Genomic DNA, 18,073 nt, shown 5'->3' with positions numbered 1-18,073 from the left:
TCGGCTTCAGCCGACCATCACCGGCTCGGCCTGTTCGATTGGACGGCGCTTGCTGCCGACGATGAATTCCGGCCGGAACACATAGACCAGGGCGGGCATGATGAAGAGCGCGCTGAAGGCCGAGATGAACAGCCACAGGGCGATCAGCACCCCCATGTCGGCCTGCAGCCGCAGCGATGAGAAGTGCCACAGCACGACGCTGGTGATCAGCGTCGTCGCCGTGATCAGCACGCCCTTGCCCGGCCCCATCAGCGCATTGACGATGGCGCGCTCGACGTTGGGCGAGCGGTGCAGGTTCTCGCGGATGCCATCGACGATATAGAAGGTGTAATCGACGCCGAGGCCGATACCCAAGGCCACCACCGGCAAGGTGTTGATGTTCATGCCGATGCCCTGCCACGCCATATAGCTGAAGGTGATGGTGTTGGAGAGCAGCACCGGGATCATGAAGAACACACCGGCGACCGTGGACCGGTAGGTCACCGTGCAGCACACCACCAGCACCAGCAGCGCGAGCGCGATGGCCTCGATCTGGCCGGCCAGGATCACCTCATTGACCGCGGCGAGCACGCCCACGAGACCGCCGGCGAGCAGGTATTCGGCGTCCGCGATCGGGTGCTGGGCAACGTAGTCACGCACCCGTGCGATCGCGGTGCGGATGGTCTCGCCCTGGTGGTCGCGGAAGAACAGCGTCACCGCGCCATTGCTCGCGTCGGCATCGGCGTAGCGGTCCATGTCGCCCGGGTCGGAGCCGGAGACGAACATGTACATCAACTCGGCGTTCTCGTCGCCGCTTTGCCCCAGCTCCTGGTACATCGGGTTGCCTTCGCGCAGCACGCGCTTGACCTGCGGCAGGATGTCGGCGAGCGAAATGCTGCCGCCGACCTCCGGCTGGGCCTCCATGTATTTCTGGAAGCGCGTCATGCTCGACAGCACCTCGGGTTCGCGCAGCGCCCCCGGCTTCCCGGCGACGACGACGAACATGCGGTCCGAGCCCTGGAACTGGCGGTTGATCTCTTCGGCATCGCGGTTGTAGCTCGAATCCGGCCACAGGATCGGCGAGCCCGGGTTGGCGTCGCCGACCTTGAGGTTGAACGCGTACAGGCCGGACGCGACGAAGGCCGCGGCCGCAGCGCCGAGCACCGCATAACGCCAGCGCGTGGTGACGATCGCCGAGCACACACCGAGGATGCGCATCAGCACCGGGTTGATGTTGATCGGATGAATGTAGCGCTGGCGTGCGCCGAACCAGGACAGCATCACGGGGGTGAGGACGAGCGCACTGACCAGGATCGTCAGCACCCACACGGTGCCGATGAGGGAAATCTTCTGCAGCAGAGGGATCGGCGTGAGCGCGACCACCAGCACGCAGCCGGCATCGGCGACGATCGCCAGCATGCTGGGCTTGAACAGGTTTCGTGCGCTTGCCCGCGCGGCGGCTTCGGCGCTCGCCACGCCGTGGCCGGTCTCGTCATCGAAACGGGCGATGAGCTGTACCGAGTTCGAGATCGCCTGCGCGGTGATCAGGAAGGCCACCACGACCACCAGCGGGTCGAGGTGAAAGCCCATCAGCCGCGCCGCGCCGAGCGCCCAGATCGCGCTCACCGTGCCCGCGAGCAGCGGCAGGATGGTGCCGTGCCAGGTACGGGTAATGAGGCACAGCAGCACGACCAGCGCAGCCACCGCGGCAAAGAAGATGGTGAGGGTCTCGTGCAGGTAGTGATTGACCCAGCCATAGAGCACCGGCTCGCCGACGATGCGCACCTGCACGCCATCGCCGCTGGCCGCTTCCACCAACGCCATCAGCTGATTGAAGGCGCGCGTGTAGTCCATGCTGCCGTCGTTGAAGTCGACGGTGACCAGCGTCGCCTTCAGATCGGCCGACACATAGGGGCCGTACACCAGCGGATTATTGAGCACCGACGCCTTCAGCGCGGCGAGCTCGGCGTTGTCGCGCGGCAGCTCGGGCCACATCAGCGGACGCGACTCGACCCCCTCGGTCGAGGCACGCACCTCCTTGATCTTCTTCGATGCCAAGGAAATGATCTGGTAGGTATCGACGCCTTCGACCTGCTGCAGGTCGACGGTCAGCTTCTGCACCTTCGCCAGCACCGCCTGGTTAAAGATGTCACCGTGCTCGACCTCGAGCATGACGCTGACCATGTTCGAGCCACCGAAGGTCTGCTTGAAGCGCTGGTTCACCGCAACGTAGGGATGGTCGCGCGGCAACAGGTCGCTGAAGATCGTCTTCACTTCGATCTGGCTCGCCTGATAGCCCATCGCCAGCGTGACCAGCGCTACCGCGGCAACCACCAGCGCGCGGAAACGGATGAGGAAGGCAAAGGTGCGATCGACCTTGCCGAATGTCGTGTTTTTCATCCTCGTCCCCTTACATCCGCTGGCGGCCGGCGACGCTCAGCGCGCCGTTGTCGTCGAGCACCGCGAGATTGCTGCCGGCAAGGAAGTAGCGCGTACCGGCGCGCGCAATCTGGGTGCGCCACGAGACGTCGCCTGCGGCAACCCGGCCGAGCTCCCATTGTTCCGCCGCTGCGTCGGTCGTGGCCATGACGCCCTTGTCGCCGACGACAAGCCAGCGGTGGTCATCCCAGGTCACGGTGTAGAGGTGCTCGCGGGTAAAGACCGGCACCTGCCGCCACGAAACGCCACCGTCGGCAGTGACCAGCAAGGTGCCGGCAAGACCCACGGCAACGCCGTGCTCGGCGTCGCGGAAGGCGACGCTCATCAGGCTCACCGTGTTCGGCGTCGCCACCGTCTGCCAGGTCGCGCCGCCGTCGGTGGTCCGCATCAGCGTACCGAATTCACCCACCAGCCAACCCGCGTTGCCGACGAAGGTGATGTCGTTCCACGCGCGATCTTCCTCGGGAAGTACGCGCGACCAGGTCGCGCCGCGGTCGGTCGAGCGCAGCACGGCGCCGAACTCCCCCACGGCCCACGCCGTCTCGCCGGCGATGCGGACGCGAAACAGCTTGTTCGGGTTGTCGGTGGCGGGAATCTCGGCGCGCGTCCAGCTGCGGCCGGCGTCATTGGTCACGATCACCACATCGTCATTGCCGACGGCCATCGCGTGGTCACTGTCCCACGCCGCGATGCCCTGCAGATTGACTTCGGTGTTCGAGGCCTGGCGTACCCAGGAGTCGCCACCGTCCTCGCTGCGGACGATCTTGCCGCCGGCGCCCACAGCCCACACCACATGCGTGTCAGGCGCGGCGACTCCGTAAAATGTGTCACGGCGCTCGATCGCCGGCGGTTCGACCTTCTGCACCACGGCTTCGGCCTTGACGAACAGGCCGGCGTAAAGGAGCCCGCCAACGATCATCAAGGGGGCAGACGAAGTCATCAAAGTCACGACGCCACGGGCGCCGCCTCCATACTTTCTCAACCGACGCAGCATCACGATCTCCTTCACGCCCCGGAACGGCGCAAGTCTCATTTTTTGGATAGCCGAAGCCCTGCAGGGCATTCGCCTTGCATGGCTCATTGCGGTAACAGGGGGAGAGCCAGGCGGAAGCACAGCGCGGCCCCGGCCGGCGCTTCCCAAGCGGAAGCGCCGGCTCGCAGCCGCCGGGCGCTCCGCCCGGCCAGGGCGACTCAGTCCGCGCGCTCGGGAACCGGCAGGCCGACCCACTCGGTGTAGAAGGCCTCGATGTCCGGCTCGAAGTCGTGGATCACCGGGTACCATGGCGTCGGCGCCTCGACGTCGTGCATCGTGCCGCAGCTCGGGCAGTAGTACTCGCGATACACCTGCCACTGGGTATCCGGCGCCATCAGCTTCGGATACACCTCGGTCATCGCCTCTTCGGTGTCGCGCACATAGATGGCTGCGTGCAGCTTCCAGTTCTCGCGGTAGTCGCAGAACTCGTGGCCGCAGTCGCACTTGATGAGCCACTTCTTGCTGGTGGCCGACTGCACGATGTACATGTGCGGACCGAGCGGCAGGACGATGCGGTCCTTGAACGTCACTTTCTTCTGCAGGGCTGCGACGTACTGCTCGAAGCGGCTGTTGTCCTTGGGCATCGACAGCATGCGGAAGGTGGTTTCCCAATCCAGCGAGCCCTCGACCAGGTGGGAAACCTGCTCATTCGTGTATTTCGACATTGTTTGCTCCTTGATTCAGCGATTCGTTTGAACGGGTTTCACTCTTCGACCTGAACCACGGTCCTGACGTCGGGCATGAGCGAGAGGTCCATGCGGTGCTTCGAACCGTAGGTCGGCACCCCCAGCTCTTCCTCCAGCAGCTGCCATTCCGCCGGCAGGCTCCAGAAATCCTTGAACTGACGGGTGAACTTCTCCGACAGCGCGAAGCTGGTGGCGAACATGTGCTGTACCTGCACCGACGCGTGCTTGTTGAGGATGCGCTGGCGCTCCTCCTTCATCCACTCAGCGGTCGGCAAGGCACGGGCCAGCCGTTCCTTGCGCATCTCTGCGCGCCGCGCCGCGGTCTTCGCCGCATCGACGGCGAACACCCCCTTGGCATCCTGCGTGAACACCGCGCCATAGACCTTCTGCGCATACTCCGGCAGCAGGAACTTCTGGTTGAGGTCGTTCTCGATCGCCTTGGGTTCGCGATCGATCGGATCGCCGAACCCGGGGCCGCCGCGCAGGTAGTTCAGGTACAGGTCGTGGTTGTCGTAGCAGTCCTCGGTGGTCATGCACTGCTTGTCCCGCTTGACCACCGCGGTCGCATCGATGTGGCGCTCGTAGTCGGGCCGCGACGGATCGAGGTCACCGCCCAGGGGCAGGGAATCGCCGACGACAATGCGCTGTTCCAGGCCGGTCTTGTGCGCCTCGAAGCGGTAGCCGGTGGCCGAGGGATAGCCGCCCATCATGCCCCAGTCGCTGTTCATGAAGCCGTTGCCCATGAAGAACATGGTCCAGTCCTGGGCGTTCCATACCATGCGCAGGGTCTCGAAACCGCAGCCGCCGCGATACTTGCCGTAGCCCCCCGAGTTGGCCTTGACGTTGCGCCCGAGGTACAGCAGGGGCTCGGCCATCTCCCAGATCTCGATGTCGCCCATGTCGCCTTCCGGGTTCCAGATCGCGGCGGCGTGGTTCAGACCATCCTTGACCGCGCACGCGCCGGTGCCGCAGCTCGAGGCTTCGAAACTATTCACCGCGTGGATCTCGCCATCCTGGTTGATGCCGCCTCCCTGCAGCCAGTTGGAGGTGTTGGCGTTGCCGGCGTTGACCTCTTCGAGATAGCCGCGGCTGAAGTAGGACTGGCTCAGCCCGCGCCACAGCGCCGCCCAGCCGGAGACCAGGAAGTGCCAGGCATAGGCGTGCCCGGTGCGGCGGTCGTCCGGGTTGCACCAGGTGCCCTTGGGCAGGCGGAACTCGGTGGCGTAGTACGCGCCGTCGTTGATGCGCTGGGTCGGCACCAGGGTCTGGCACATCATCACCCAGATGCCCGAGGTGAAGGCCACCTGGTGGGCGTTGAAGGTATGCCAGCCCCACCGGCTCGCGCCTTCGAAGTCCAGCCGCCATTTTCCGTCGGGCCGGATCGTCATCTCGCACGGCGAGTGCATAATCGAGTCGAGCTTGGCGAAGGCGTTGGAGACCTGAACGTCCTCGTGCTTGAACGGCACATCGACGAAGGACACCTTGCGGTAGGTACCCGGCAGGGTCATCGCCTTGATCCGGCTCATCAGGCCACGGCGCCCTTCCTCGATGACCTCGAAGGCGAACTTCTCGTAGGCCTCGATGCCGTCGGCGCGGATCACCTCCTCGACCAGCTCGCGGATCATGTGGCAGCCGGCGATGCGGGTCTTCTCGTCTAGGATCCAGTACTTGGGCGTGCGCACCGAGCGCTGCGACTCATGCAGCCAGTCGCGCAGCGGCTCGTCGTTGATGCCGGTCTTGCGGCAGGTGATCATGTAGCCGTCGCCGAAGCGCTGGGTCTGACCGGTGGACATCGAGCCCGGCGTGACCGCGCCGGTGTCGATCACGTGGGTCACGCCGCCGACCCAGCCGATCAGCCGGCCTTCCCAGAAGATCGGGACGATGGTGGCGATGTCGCACGGGTGCACGTTACCGATGGCGCAGTCGTTGGTCGTGAACATGTCACCGGGATTGATGCCGGGATTGCCTTCCCAGTTGTTCTCGATCATGTACTTGATCGCCGCGCCCATGGTGCCGACGTGGATGATGATGCCGGTGGAGGTCAGCACGCAGTCGCCGGCGGCGTTGTACAGGGTGAAGCAGAGTTCGCCCTCCTGCTCGACGATGGGACTGGCGGCGATCTTCTTGGCGGTTTCGCGGGCATGCACCAGGCCGCCGCGCAGCTTGGAGAACAGCTTCTCGTAGCCGATCGGATCGCTGTCGCGCAGTTCCAGCTTCTCCAGTCCGTTGTAGTGGCCGGAGGCCTGGGTGCGCTCGATGATGCCGTCGCGGAACTGCTTCAGCGTCTGACCGTTCTTGAGCAGATCGGCAAACCCGATTTCCTTGTCACTCATCATATTCATGGTGTGTCTCCTTATTTCACTTCTTTCAGGTGGAACAGGCGGTGCTTGTCGATCGTGGTTTCGAAGCCGTCGGGCACGACGAAGGTTGTGGCGTCGGACTCGATGATCGCGGGCCCGACGATGTGGTTGCCGGCCTTGAGCGACTCCATCCTCCACAGCGAGGCCTGCACCCAGCGCTTGTGGCGATAGAAGGGGCGCGTGCCGAGGTAGGCTTCCTTCGGCGGCGTGGGACCGGCATCCGCGTCTTCCGGCAGCACCGGCTTCTGGGTCACGACCATGCCGCGCAGAATCGCGCCAGTGACCGAGAAGCCCAGTTCCGGCGAACGCGCGGAGTTGGCATAGACGCGGCCGTAAGTGGTCTCGAAGGCATCGATGATCCGGTTCCAGTCGACCGCGGTGGCCGCGGTCGACACCGGCGAGACGATCTCGAGGTCGTTGAGCTGGCCCATGTACTGCATCTTGTAGCCGGGGATCAGCAACACGTCCTCGGGCTTGTAGCCGTTGATCACGAACTCGTCGATGACCTTGACCGCCAGTTCGCTCCATGCTTCCTGCAGGCTGACGCAGGCCGCCGCCTTCTGCGCGTCGCTGGCGAACTGCGCCACCCCCAGGTCCACCGACTTGTCGTAGCGATACTCGAAGTCGGCGCAGGCGCAGCCGAAGGCCGAGAAGCCGGCCGCCCAGGCGGGCACCACGACGTCCTTGAAGCCGACGCCCTCGGTGTAGCCATAGGTGTGCACCGGGCCGGCGCCGCCATAGGAGAAGCAGGTGAACTCGGCCGGGTTGTAGCCCTTGGCGCTGATGTTGGCGCGCAGGTACTCGGACAGGGTGAGATCGAGCAGCTCGATCACCCCGGCCGCGGCATCTTCCACCGACAGGCCCAGCGGGTCGGCGATCTGCACCTTGATGTGATCGCGCGCGCGCTGCACGTCGAGCTTGATCGCGCCGCCGAGGAAGTTGTCCGGGTTGAGGTAGCCGAGCACCACGTGGCAGTCGGACACCGACACCGTATCCAGCCCGCTTTCCGGCCAGCAGGTGCCGACACGGTAGCCGGCGCTGTCGGGACCGAGCTTGATCGACTTGCTGTACGGGTCGAGGCGCACGAAGCTGCCCGCGCCCGCGCCCACCGAATCCATCGCCACCAGCGGCAGCGACAGCACCAGACGGGCCATGTCTGGATCCGACTTGATCGCGAAACTGCCCTTGGTGATCAGCGCCACGTCGAAGCTGGTGCCACCGATGTCGGAGCAGGCGATGTTCTCGTCGCCCAGGTACTCGCCGAGCAGCTTGGAGCCGATGACGCCGCCGATCGGGCCGGAGACGATGGTGCGCGCCAGCTCCTTGGCCTTCCAGCTGATGGTGCCGCCGTGGGTGGCCATCACCCGCAGGTCGAACTTGGCGCCATGCTTCTTGAACCGGTCGCTGACCTTCTTCAGCGTCTGGCGCGAGGGCTCGGCGCCGTAGGCCTCGAGGATGGTGGTGTTCATCCGGTGGCTTTCCTTGCGCGACGGGTAGTAGTCCACCGAGGCAAAGACGGGGATGTCCACCTTCAGCTTCTGCAGCTCCTCCCTGGCGATGTCGCGCGCGCGCTGCTCGCTGACTTCGTTCTTGTGCGACTGCAGCAGGCAGATGACGATGGCCTGGGAGCCGGCCTCCACCAGCTCGCGCGTGGCCTGGCGCACCTCGTCCTCGCGCAGCGGGATGACGACCTTGCCCTGGACGTCGGTGCGCTCGGTCACGCCGCGGGTGCGCGACACCGGCACCAGCGGCTCGTCGTAGCGGTGGGTGTTGAGGTGGATGCGGTCTTCCAGGGCATAGCCGAGGTAGCTCTGCAGCGCCCGGCCCATCGAGTGGATCTGCTCGAAGCCGCGGTTGCAGATCAGGCCGACGTCGAGCCCCTTGCGCATCAGGATGCGGTTGAGCATCGCGGTGCCGGAGTAGACGCAGGTCGCCAGCTCCGGATAGACGTCGTCCACGGTCCGGTTCCAGTGCGCCAGCGCATCTTCGGACGAGTTGAAGATGGCCAGGGATTCATCCCCCGGGTTGCTCTGGGCCTTGCCCACCACGAAACGTCCGTCGGCACGGACGAAGAAAGTGTCGGTCATCGTGCCACCGGCATCGATGCCCATCACCTGTACGGTTGAGTCCTGAACTTCCATGTTTATCTCCGTTCCTTCTGGTTGGATGAGTGCCGTATGGCGGCCCCATCCAATCCAATGCAGCGCGTGTGCCCACTCCGGCCTGGCGCGGCGCAGCACCCGCACGAAGCCTGTAAACCGCGACCTCGGCACGTTTCATCGCTGCATCGCAACATCGGGAACGAAAACAGGAAGCGGCCGGAAACGGGATGACCGTGCGGAAATCGAACGTTCGCGCCGGTTCGCGGCCCTGCCGCCGCCGGCGGGTCGCGCGCGGCAGGGAACGGCCTGCGCACGTTGCCTGTCGGCGCTCGCCACCAAAGGGTCGAATCGGACGTTCAGAGGAGCCGCCCTGCCATTTGCAGCCGCGCCCTCACGGGGCTTTGCCATTTCCGGGTACACTTCCGCTCTTTGCCGCATCCTCACGCGCCCCTTGCCCAACGTCTCCGTCCTTTCGCCCTGTCCAGTGAAAACTGCCGCATGAACGTGTTCGATACCTGTTCGGAATCCGACATCCGTACCTGGCTCGGCCAGCACGAGCTGGAGAAAGGCCGGCACTATGTCCGGGCGACCAGCGAGCTGCTGCTCGAGGGCGACACGCTGTCGGCCAAGGTGCAGGGCACTGCCCGCCATCCGTACAAGGTCACCATCCGGATCAATGCCCATCCATGGGCGGGTCGGGCACTGCTGTCGACGTGCAGTTGTCCGGTCGGCGCAAACTGCAAACATGCGGCGGCCACCCTGCTGGCATGGATGGAGCGACGGCAGGACCCCAACCGTCCGCGGGATCAGGTGCTGGCCTGGGTGGAGGCGTTCCGCGAAGCGGTGGCACAGCCGGCGGTCAAGCCGGCGCGGGTGCCCTCCGCCACCCATGCCCTGCACTACCTGATCCGCTTCCATGCCGAGAGCCGCCAGTACGCGGTGAGCTGCTTCAAGGTCCGGATCGACCGCCAGGGCCAGGTCAGGGGTTCGGAAGCATGGAGTAATTTCGAGCGTGCGCTCGACGCGCCGCCGTCTTTCATCGACGACCTCGACCTCGATATCCTGCGCCTGCTGTGGGCACACCGTCCGCGCGGGCTGTATTACGAAACCGCCCTGCCGCTGGCAGGACGCAATTCGCAGACCCTGCTCGAACATCTGCTGACGAGCGGCCGGACCCACTTCGACGATCTGATGAGTCCGGCGCTCGAAGCCGGCGACGCCCGCCCCGGCCGGCTGGAGTGGCTGACCACCACCGACGGCCGCCGCGCCCCCGCCCTGCGCATCACCCCGCCGGCCGACCTGGTGATGCCGCTGGTACCGCCGTGGTATGTCGACCGCAAGAGCCATCACGCCGGCCCGATTACGCTCGACGCCCCGCCGGAACAGGTCGTCCGCCTGCTGTGGCTACCGCCGCTCACCCCGGCCGAGGCGGCACTGGTCGCCGACACGCTGCAGGAAGTGGCGCCCGCGCTCCCCGGCCCCACCACCAGCGACGCACCGGCGGTGAAGGTCGGCGGACCGGCCATCCCCGTGCTGCGGGTCGGTTCGCTGGCCGTATTCGGGGTGAATTTCCGCAACTACCCGCGTTATGGGGTGGAGGTGTTCGACTACGCCACGCTCGCCTTCCGTTACGGCAGCCTGACCATCGACGCCAACGACACCGCGCTCTTCCATGCACTCGAGGATGGCCGCACTGCACGGCTGGAGCGCGACGCCCAGGCCGAGGCCGCCGCCGCCCGCCGCCTCACCCGCGCGGGCCTGGCCAAGGTGCCGCAAGGCAGGATACAGGCCGGCTACGACACCCTCCCGGGCCATATCCTGGGCCTGTCCGCCGAGGACGACTGGGCGCACTTCACCGTGACCGAGGTCCCCGCCCTGCGCGAAGAGGGCTGGGTGGTGGAGATGCCCGCCGACTTCCGCCATCACGCAATCGATGTCGATACGCTGGTGCTCGACGTGGACGAGACTGACAACGGCTGGCTCGACATCTCGCCCGGCATCGAGGTCGATGGCCGGCCGATCGCACTGGCGCCGCTGCTCACCGAGTTGTTCGCGCAGGACGGGCGCTGGCTGTCCGGCGGTCTGGATCTGATCGGCGACAACGAATCCATCTTCCTGCACCACGAACAACTCGGCCGCCTGCGCATTCCCGCGCGCCGCCTGAAGCCGTTGGTGCGGGCACTGGTCGACCTGTTCGACAATCCCGACCAGCACCTGCGGGTGTCGCGCCTCGACGCCACCCGGCTCGCCGACCTCGAACTGCCCGGCCGCGGCGCATCCGCGCTCGCCGCGCTGGCGGTGAAAATGCGCAACGCCGAAGGCATCCGGAGCGTGAAGCCGCCGCGCGGCTTCAAGGTCGAACTGCGTCCCTATCAGCTCGAGGGCCTGGCGTGGCTGCAGCATCTGGTGCGCCACGATCTGGCGGGCATCCTGGCCGACGACATGGGACTGGGCAAGACCGCACAGGCACTCGCCCACCTGCTGACCGAGAAGCAGGCCGGCCGTCTCGACAAACCTGCCCTGGTGATCCTGCCCACCTCGCTGGTGTTCAACTGGCAGGCCGAGGCCGAGCGCTTTGCGCCCCGCCTCAAGGTCATGAATCTGCACGGTACCGACCGTCACGCCCGCTTCGACGAACTCGATGGCGTGGACGTCGCACTGACCACCTACCCCTTGCTGTGGCGCGACGCCGAGGCGCTGCAGGCGCGTGAGTGGAGCCTGCTGATCCTGGACGAGGCGCAGACGGTCAAGAACGTGGCCAGCAAGGGCGCACAGGTCATCCGCCAGATCAAGGCCCGCCATCGGCTCGGGCTGACCGGAACGCCGCTGGAGAACCACCTCGGCGAACTGTGGGCACAGTTCGACTTTCTGTTGCCGGGCTTTCTCGGCGACCAGAAGCAATTCACCCGGACCTGGCGCACCCCGATCGAGAAGCACGGCGACACCGTGCGCCGCGACCTGCTTGCCGCCCGCCTCAAGCCCTTCATCCTGCGCCGGCGCAAGGAAGACGTGGCCACCGAGCTGCCCCCGAAAACCATCATCGTGCGCAGCGTCGCGCTCGAAGGCGGCCAGCGCGACCTGTACGAGACCGTGCGCGCCGCGATGGACGAGAAGATCCGCGCCGAGGTCGCCAGCCGGGGCTTTGCGCGCAGCCAGATCGTGATTCTCGACGCGCTGCTCAAACTCCGTCAGGTGTGCTGCGACCCGCGCCTGCTCAAGTCGCCCGCTGCATTGCGGGTGAAAGAGCGCGCCAAGCTCGACATGCTGATGGACATGCTGCCGGAACTGATCGACGAAGGGCGGCGGATCCTGGTGTTCTCGCAGTTCACCCAGATGCTGGCGCTGATCGCCGCCGAACTGGACGCGATGCAGATCGGCTGGGTCAGCCTGACCGGCGACACCCGCGACCGCCGCATTCCGGTGGAGGACTTCCAGAAGGGCCGCGCGCCGGTGTTCCTGATCAGCCTCAAGGCGGGCGGCGTGGGGCTCAACCTGACCGCCGCCGACACCGTGATCCACTATGATCCGTGGTGGAACCCCGCAGCCGAGAACCAGGCCACTGACCGCGCCCACCGCATCGGCCAGGACAAGCCGGTATTCGTGTTCAAGCTGATCTGCGCCGGCAGTATCGAGGAGCGCATCCTGTCGCTGCAGGACAAGAAGGCGGCACTGGCGGCCGGGGTATTGTCGGAAGACGCCAATGCGCTGGCCAAGTTCGGCGAGTCGGACATCGCGGCGCTGCTGGCGCCGCTGCCGAAGGTCAAGGGATAGGCAAGCGGCCGGGCGTCCTCGCCCGCACGGAAGGGCCAGCGGCCCTCCCGGCGGGTGCGGGGCTCAACGTGCCGCGGCGGGTTCGGCGATGAAGATTTCCACCCGCCGGTTCATCGCACGTCCGCTCGCGCTGCCGTTGTCGGCAACGGGTTCGCGCGCACCGCGGCCATCGATGCTGATGCGGCCGCCGGACACCCCACGGGCGACCAGGTAGTCGCGCGTCGCCGCGGCCCGGTTCACCGAAAGCGGATTGTTGACCGCATCGGAGCCGGTGCTGTCGGTATGACCGATGATACTCACGGTGGTCACCGTGTGCTGGTTCAGGCTGCCCGCCAGGCGATCGAGCACCGGGCGCATGTTGGGCTTGATGTCGTAACGACCGGTATCGAACGAGATGTCGCTGGGAATATCGAGCTTGAGCTGGTTATCGGCGGTCTGGCTCACGCCGACACCGGTGCCCTGGGTCGCCTGCTCCATCGCCGCACGCTGCTCCTGCATGCGTTGCGACCACAGATAGCCGCCGCCGGCGCCGAGCGCGGCGCCCGCTGCGGCGCCGATCGCAGTCGCCTCGCCGCGATTGCTCTTGCCCGACGTGGCCGCCCCCAGCACGGCCCCGGCCACCGCACCGATGGCCGCACCCGTTCCGGTATCGCGCTGAGTTTCATTCATGTTCGCGCAGCCGCCGAGTGCAAGCGTGATGGCACTCAGGGACACAATTATTCTTTTCATGGCAAAACCCTCCGTTTATCTTGAGATACAGCAAAACCATTGTCCCGCGGAGCAGACAGTCGTTTCCAGTTTCGAGTGCAACAATGCGTATCGGTTCGCGGACCCGACAAAAGCGCACGGCGCGCGGCGGCACTCGAGGCGCGCAACGCATTGAAGGCGGGGAAGCCCGGTCAGGTCGCCGCGCTCGAACCGTGGCCCTCAATCGTCCAGCGGGGCGCCGGCGAGTTGCTGCCCAGGGTTTCGGCGGCGCTCGTCCGCGTTCGTCGGCAGCGCAACGGGGACCGCCAGGCTCGTCCCCAGCGCCCGCATGTCGGCGCCGCTCGGATGCTGGAACACGCGCAGTCCGAACTCGGGCAGGATCGCCAGCAGATGGTCGAGGATGTCCGACTGGATGCTCTCGTAGGCCAGCCATGCGGTGGTGTTGGTGAAACAGTACAGCTCCAGCGGCAGGCCGTCCGAGGTGGGCGCGAGCTGCCGGACCATCAGCGTCATCTGCTGGTGGATCCCCGGATGCCGGCGCAGGTAGCGCTCGACGTAGGCGCGAAAGGTGCCGATGTTGGTGACCCGGCGGCGATTGACGATATCGCGCTCGCCGCCGCGCAGGCTCGCATTCCAGGCGTCGAGCTCCGCCTCCTTGGCCGCAAGGTAGCCATCGAGCAGGGCAAAGCGGTCGAGCCGGTGGCGCTCGTCGTCGCTCAGGAAACGGATGCTGTGCTGGTCGATATAAAGACTGCGCTTGATGCGGCGACCGCCGGACTCCTGCATTCCACGCCAGTTGCGAAAGGGATCGGAGATCATCCGCTTGGTCGGGATGGTGGTGATGGTCTTGTCCCAGTTCTGCACCTTGACCGTGTGCAACGCAATATCGATGACGTCGCCATCGGCATTGAGCTGCGGCATCTCGATCCAGTCACCGACCCTGACCATGTCGTTCGAGCTGAGCTGGACGCTGGCGACCAGCGACAGCAGCGTGTCCTGAAAGATCAGCAGCAGCACTGCAGCCATGGCCCCGAGGCCGGAGAGCAGAATCAGCGGCGAGCGGTCGATCAGACTGGCGACGACCAGAATGGTGGCGACCACGTAGATCACGATCTTGACCACCTGCACATAGCCCTTGATCGGCCGCAGATGGGCATTGGGTCGGCGCAGGTAGAGCGCATTGGCCAGATTGAGCGCATCGCCCAGCGCCAGGGCCACGGTCAGCACGATGAAGGCGGTGCTCACATTCTCGACCACCACCACCACCGCCGCAGGCAGATCGGGGACGGCCTTGATGCCGAGCGTGATCACCAGTGCAGGAATCACGTTGGCGAGCCGGGAAACCATGGCCAGCGGGGTGAGTTCCCGGTTCGCTTCGAGCACGGTGGCGCGGACCAGCCGGCGCAAGCCGCGCAACAGGACGTGGCGCGTCACCCAGTTCGACAACCACGCCAGCACGACGAGTACCAACAGGGCGGTCACGGTGTAACTGAGCGGATGCCGTTCCAGCCAGCCGACAATCAGGGCAAGTTGTTCATTCATGCAGTGTTCCTTGACGCGCCGAGATCATCGCCGCACGGTCGTTGTCGAGAACATCTTAACCCGATGCGTCGCACCGACCGACCGTGCCGCACTCCACGGCGCTCGCGGCGTGGGTCCGGATCGCCGATCCCGGTAGGGCGGGCGCGGGCGGGTGCGCCGCTCCGCCACCCACAAGGTGAGCCGGTGGACGCAGGGCATCGGCTACAATTTGCCCCAAACCTGAACCCAACCCGGCGCACACTGCGCCGCAAACCCGGATCCGCCCTACCTGATGAAGCCGAACGACACCAAGTCCGCCCCCGCTGCAGCAAGCAGTTTCGTCCGTAACCTGATCGACGAGGACAACCGCAACGGCAAATGGGCCGGCCGCGTGGAAACCCGCTTCCCGCCGGAGCCCAATGGCTACCTGCACTATGGTCACGCCAAGTCGATCTGCCTGAATTTCGGCCTGGCCGAAGCCTACGACGGCGTCTGCCACTTGCGTTTCGACGACACCAACCCGGAGAAGGAAGAACAGGAGTACGTCGATTCGATCATCGAGGCGGTGCAGTGGCTCGGTTTCGACTGGGGCGAGCACCTGTACTTCGCCTCCGACTACTTCGACATCATGTATGCGTGCGCAGTCTCACTGATCAAGGCCGGCAAGGCCTATGTGGACTCGCTGTCCGCCGACGAGATGCGTGCGCTGCGCGGCACCCTGACCGAGCCGGGCAAGGACAGCCCGTATCGCACCCGCAGCACCGTCGAGAACCTGGAGTTGTTCACCCGCATGCGTGCCGGTGAGTTTGCCGAAGGCAGCCATATCCTGCGCGCCAAGGTCGACATGGCGAGCCCCAACATCAACCTGCGCGACCCGGCGATCTACCGCATCCGCCACGCCACCCACCACCGCACCGGCGACAACTGGTGCATTTACCCGATGTACACGTTCGCCCATCCGATCGAGGACGCGATCGAGAGCATCACCCATTCGATCTGCACGCTCGAGTTCGAGGATCAGCGCCCGTTCTACGACTGGCTGCTGGACGCACTCGCCAGCGCCGGCCATTTTCCGCGCCCGCTGCCGCAGCAGATCGAATTCGCCCGTCTCAACCTCACCTACGTGGTCCTGTCCAAGCGCAAGCTGGTGCAACTGGTCGACGAGGGCCATGTCGAGGGCTGGGACGATCCGCGCCTGCCGACGCTGATCGGAGCACGCCGGCGCGGCTTCACCGCCGCCGGCTTCCGCCGCTTTGCCGACCGCATCGGGGTCTCCAAGTCCGACGGCTGGATCGACATGAGCGTGCTCGAGGAGTGCATGCGCGACGACCTCAACGAAGCCGCCGAGCGCCGGGTCGCCGTGCTCGACCCGCTCAAGCTCGTGCTCACCAACTACGCCGTCGGCCACGCCGAGCTGTGCCATGCCCCGAACCACCCGCTCAAACCCGAGCTGGGCAAGCGCGAGATGCCCTTCGGACGCGAATTGTGGATCGAGCGCGAGGATTTCATGGAAGAACCGGTCAAGGGCTTCCACCGCCTCTATCCCGGCAACACCGTGCGCCTGCGCTACGGCTACGTGGTCAAATGCACCGGCTGCGAGAAAGATGCCGACGGCAAGGTGGTCGCGGTACTGGCCGAGTACATGCCCGATTCGCGCTCTGGCACCCCCGGCGCCGACAACTACAAGGTCAAGGGCAACCTGCACTGGGTTTCGGCGACCCACGGCTACAAGGCCGAAGTGCGCCTCTACGACCGGCTGTTCGCCCATCCGCACCCTGGCCAGCGCCGCGAGGGGGACGTCGAAGGGGTCGAGCGCAATTTCCTCGACGACATCAACCCGGACTCCCGGCGCGTCGTCACCGCCTGGCTGGAGCCCGCACTGCGCAGCGCCAGGGCCGAAGACCGCTTCCAGTTCGAGCGCCACGGCTATTTCGTCGCCGACCGTCGCGACTCGATCGACGGTGCGCCGGTGTTCAACCGCACCGTCACCTTGAAGGACTCGTGGACGAAGAGCGGCAAGTAGCTAGGAGGCTGTCGGGCTTGAGCGATCGTCACGACCCGAGTGGGAAAGCGAGGACAGACTCGGCCGTTCTTGAGGCGCATAGTCATTCCATGCAACGAAAAAACGGGCGGATATGGACCGCTTCTCCCACTGGCGCAGTAGATCAGCCTCAAGTCCGACAGCCTCCTAGGGCCCGCCCGGGGGGCCCGGCGCGGCGGGCGTCCCGAGGGCGCCCGAAAGCCCGGGCCGTTCTCCGGCGGATCTGCGCCATGGCGGCGGTCGGGGGCGGCGCCATCAGCCAACACTGATAAACTTGTCGCCATGACACTTGCCCGCCGCCTGCTTCCTGTTGTCATCGTCCTTGCGCTGCTGGCTGCAGCCGGCTGGTGGTTCACCCGACCCACGCCGATTGCGGTGGCAATGCATGAAGTCGGCCGGGGCAGAGTGGAAGCGAGTATCGCCAACACCCGCGCCGGCGAAGTCGAGGCGTGTCAGCGCACCAGGATGTCCACCATCGTCGGCGGTCGAATCGACGACCTGCTGGTGAAGGAAGGCGACCGGGTGGTGGCCGGACAGGTGCTGATGCGGCTGTGGAATCAGGATCTCGAGGCGCGCCTCGCGGTAAACCGCGCCCAGCTCGTCACCGCCGGCCGTCGCGTGCAGGAAGCCTGCACCGTCGCTGCCAACGCCGAGCGCGCGGCCGAACGTCAGGCCGCGCTGGTCAAACGCGGCTTCGTTTCGGCCAACACCGAAGAACAGGCCCGTACCGAAGCCCGTGCGCGCCGCGCGAGCTGTGAATCCGCGCGCGCCGACGTGGCCACGGCAGAGGCGCAGATCGCCGCCACCGCCACCGACCGCCAGCGCACCGTGCTGGTTGCCCCCTTCGCCGGTACCGTGGCGAAGATCACCGGCGAGCTCGGCGAGTACTCCACGCCGTCGCCGCCGGGCGTGCCGACACCGCCGGCAATCGACCTGATCGACGACTCCTGCCTCTACGTCAAGGCCCCGATGGACGAGATCGACACGCCTCGAATCCGGCCTGGCCTGCCGGTGCGGATCAGTCTCGAGGCCCTACCGGGGAAGATCTTCGCGGGCACGGTCAAACGCATCGCGCCCTACATCACGGTGGTGGAAAAACAGGCGCGCACGGTCGAGGTCGAGGTCGAGTTCGACCACCCGGACGAGGCGCGCGGCCTGCTCGTGGGCTACAGCGCCGACGTGGAGATCGTGCTCGATACCCGCGACGACACCCTGCGCATTCCGACCGCAGCGATCCGCGAAGGCAACCGGGTGCTGGTGCCGGATGTCGACGGCGTGCTCACCGAACGCACGCTCAAGACTGGGCTCGCCAACTGGGAGCAGACCGAGGTGCTCGAGGGCCTTGTCGCCGGCGAGCGCATCGTGACCTCGCTCGAGCGCGAAGGGGTGAAGGTGGGTGCGCGGGTCGTCGCCGACGGCGCGGCGCGCTGAGC

General features: G+C 66.0%; 10 protein-coding genes. 3 read left to right on the top strand and 7 right to left on the bottom strand.

Annotation, left to right across the window (positions count from 1 at the left end):
• Positions 1 to 6: 6 nt before the first annotated feature.
• From AC3A35_RS01575 to AC3A35_RS01555, 5 genes are all read right to left on the bottom strand, one after another.
• Positions 7 to 2,379, bottom strand: coding sequence for an efflux RND transporter permease subunit (locus AC3A35_RS01575; protein WP_487434065.1), 2,373 nt, complete (start codon positions 2,377 to 2,379; stop codon positions 7 to 9).
• Between the two features lie 10 nt (positions 2,380 to 2,389).
• Positions 2,390 to 3,358 carry a WD40/YVTN/BNR-like repeat-containing protein gene (locus AC3A35_RS01570; protein ID WP_487434064.1) on the bottom strand — a complete coding sequence of 323 codons (969 nt, stop codon included), beginning with the start codon at positions 3,356 to 3,358 and terminating at the stop codon, positions 2,390 to 2,392.
• Between the two features lie 251 nt (positions 3,359 to 3,609).
• Positions 3,610 to 4,116: an acetone carboxylase subunit gamma gene (locus AC3A35_RS01565; RefSeq protein ID WP_487434063.1), complete on the bottom strand. Its 507-nt coding sequence runs from the start codon at positions 4,114 to 4,116 to the stop codon at positions 3,610 to 3,612.
• A 38-nt stretch (positions 4,117 to 4,154) separates the two neighbouring features.
• Positions 4,155 to 6,479: a hydantoinase B/oxoprolinase family protein gene (locus AC3A35_RS01560; RefSeq protein ID WP_487434062.1), complete on the bottom strand. Its 2,325-nt coding sequence runs from the start codon at positions 6,477 to 6,479 to the stop codon at positions 4,155 to 4,157.
• A gap of 11 nt (positions 6,480 to 6,490) precedes the next feature.
• Entirely contained in the window at positions 6,491 to 8,638 is a 2,148-nt protein-coding gene (locus AC3A35_RS01555) for a hydantoinase/oxoprolinase family protein (RefSeq protein WP_487434061.1), read from the bottom strand.
• A gap of 459 nt (positions 8,639 to 9,097) precedes the next feature.
• Between AC3A35_RS01555 and AC3A35_RS01550 the strand changes: the two genes are divergently transcribed.
• On the top strand, positions 9,098 to 12,370 hold the full coding sequence (locus AC3A35_RS01550) for a DEAD/DEAH box helicase (protein WP_487434060.1): 3,273 nt from the start codon (positions 9,098 to 9,100) through the stop codon (positions 12,368 to 12,370).
• Positions 12,371 to 12,433: 63 nt separating this feature from the next.
• Here the strand turns inward: AC3A35_RS01550 and AC3A35_RS01545 are convergent, their stop codons facing one another.
• Together AC3A35_RS01545 and AC3A35_RS01540 are read right to left on the bottom strand one after the other, a co-directional pair.
• Positions 12,434 to 13,099, bottom strand: coding sequence for a YiaD family glycine zipper/OmpA-like lipoprotein (locus AC3A35_RS01545; protein WP_487434059.1), 666 nt, complete (start codon positions 13,097 to 13,099; stop codon positions 12,434 to 12,436).
• Positions 13,100 to 13,297: 198 nt separating this feature from the next.
• Positions 13,298 to 14,620, bottom strand: coding sequence for a mechanosensitive ion channel family protein (locus AC3A35_RS01540; protein ID WP_487434058.1), 1,323 nt, complete (start codon positions 14,618 to 14,620; stop codon positions 13,298 to 13,300).
• A 271-nt stretch (positions 14,621 to 14,891) separates the two neighbouring features.
• On the opposite strand from AC3A35_RS01540, the gene AC3A35_RS01535 reads away from it, so the two are divergent.
• On the top strand, positions 14,892 to 16,622 hold the full coding sequence (locus AC3A35_RS01535) for a glutamine--tRNA ligase/YqeY domain fusion protein (protein ID WP_487434057.1): 1,731 nt from the start codon (positions 14,892 to 14,894) through the stop codon (positions 16,620 to 16,622).
• A 300-nt stretch (positions 16,623 to 16,922) separates the two neighbouring features.
• Positions 16,923 to 18,071, top strand: coding sequence for an efflux RND transporter periplasmic adaptor subunit (locus AC3A35_RS01530; RefSeq protein ID WP_487434055.1), 1,149 nt, complete (start codon positions 16,923 to 16,925; stop codon positions 18,069 to 18,071).
• The last annotated feature ends 2 nt before the right edge of the window (positions 18,072 to 18,073 follow it).

The sequence above is a fragment of the Azoarcus sp. Soil_N_20 genome (assembly GCF_057656155.1).
The sequence above is the reverse complement of the archived record's forward strand: the minus strand, read 5'-3'. Positions and strand labels throughout refer to the sequence as shown.